Here is an 807-nt window from a genome sequence, read left to right on the forward strand (position 1 = left end):
CTGTTCCGGTAAAGGGGTCTTGGGCCAATGCCGACTGCACCATCGAAGCCAATCCATCGTGTCCTTTACGGAAGTCCACCGGCCGCGTCGCAACCAATATCCGAACGCCTTGCGATGGCATCAGCATAAAGAAGCATCAAGCGCGTGGGCGATCTCTGCAATCCGAGAGGCAGATGTCTGCAGCGGCAACTCGATGGCGATCTCTCCAAAGATCAATCTGATCGCCTCATTAGGAACAGTCAGAGCTTCTGTGGGCTCTTCCGGCCCAGCAGAAACCACCAGTGGAGCGAAGAGCGGCTCAGCGGCCTCCGGCGCCGGTAGCAACAGCTTTCCTTGCTTGGCCAGTCGACGCCACGCAGATAGCTGGTTCGGAAGGATGCCATATCGCTCAGCGACAGCGTTCACCGTTGCACCGACCTCAAGCGTGTCCGCCACCGCCTGTGCCTTTGCGGTATCCGACCAACGGCGGTGGCCGGACGCATAAATCTCGACGCCAAGCGATCTGAGAAACGAATTTGTAGCGCACATTGCGAAACGCACTCCCCATCATAAGATGGGTTCGTTCTCGCAGCCCGGATCACACCCTACAACGTGACCCCGGGCCAACGCTTACAAATATCCGGCATCGAGGCAATAAAGCGAGAGCAGGCCCCCCGCTATGCAAAGCAAAAGGTGAGCGCTAGGGTCAGGATGCATTGATTTCGGTCTCTCTGCATGATTCACGGCTCGGAAAAGGAGTGGTGACATGAGTGAACTTTTCTGGCTGACCGATGAGCAAATGGGCAAACTTGCGCCTTTCTTCCCGAA

At 56.8% G+C, this 807-nt stretch carries 1 protein-coding gene; it reads right to left on the reverse strand.

The features are described 5' to 3' along the window. Positions 1–120: 120 nt before the first annotated feature. Positions 121–528, reverse strand: coding sequence for a transposase (locus tag FCK22_RS17980; RefSeq protein WP_136720754.1), 408 nt, complete (start codon positions 526–528; stop codon positions 121–123). Positions 529–807 lie beyond the last annotated feature (279 nt).

The organism is Sulfitobacter sp. 15WGC (assembly GCF_005068605.1).
GTDB lineage: Bacteria > Pseudomonadota > Alphaproteobacteria > Rhodobacterales > Rhodobacteraceae > Sulfitobacter > Sulfitobacter faviae.

Excerpts from the sequence above, each read along its gene's own strand:
- FCK22_RS17980 (WP_136720754.1), bottom strand. The coding sequence starts at position 528 with ATGTGCGCTACAAATTCGTTTCTCAGATCGCTTGGCGTCGAGATTTAT.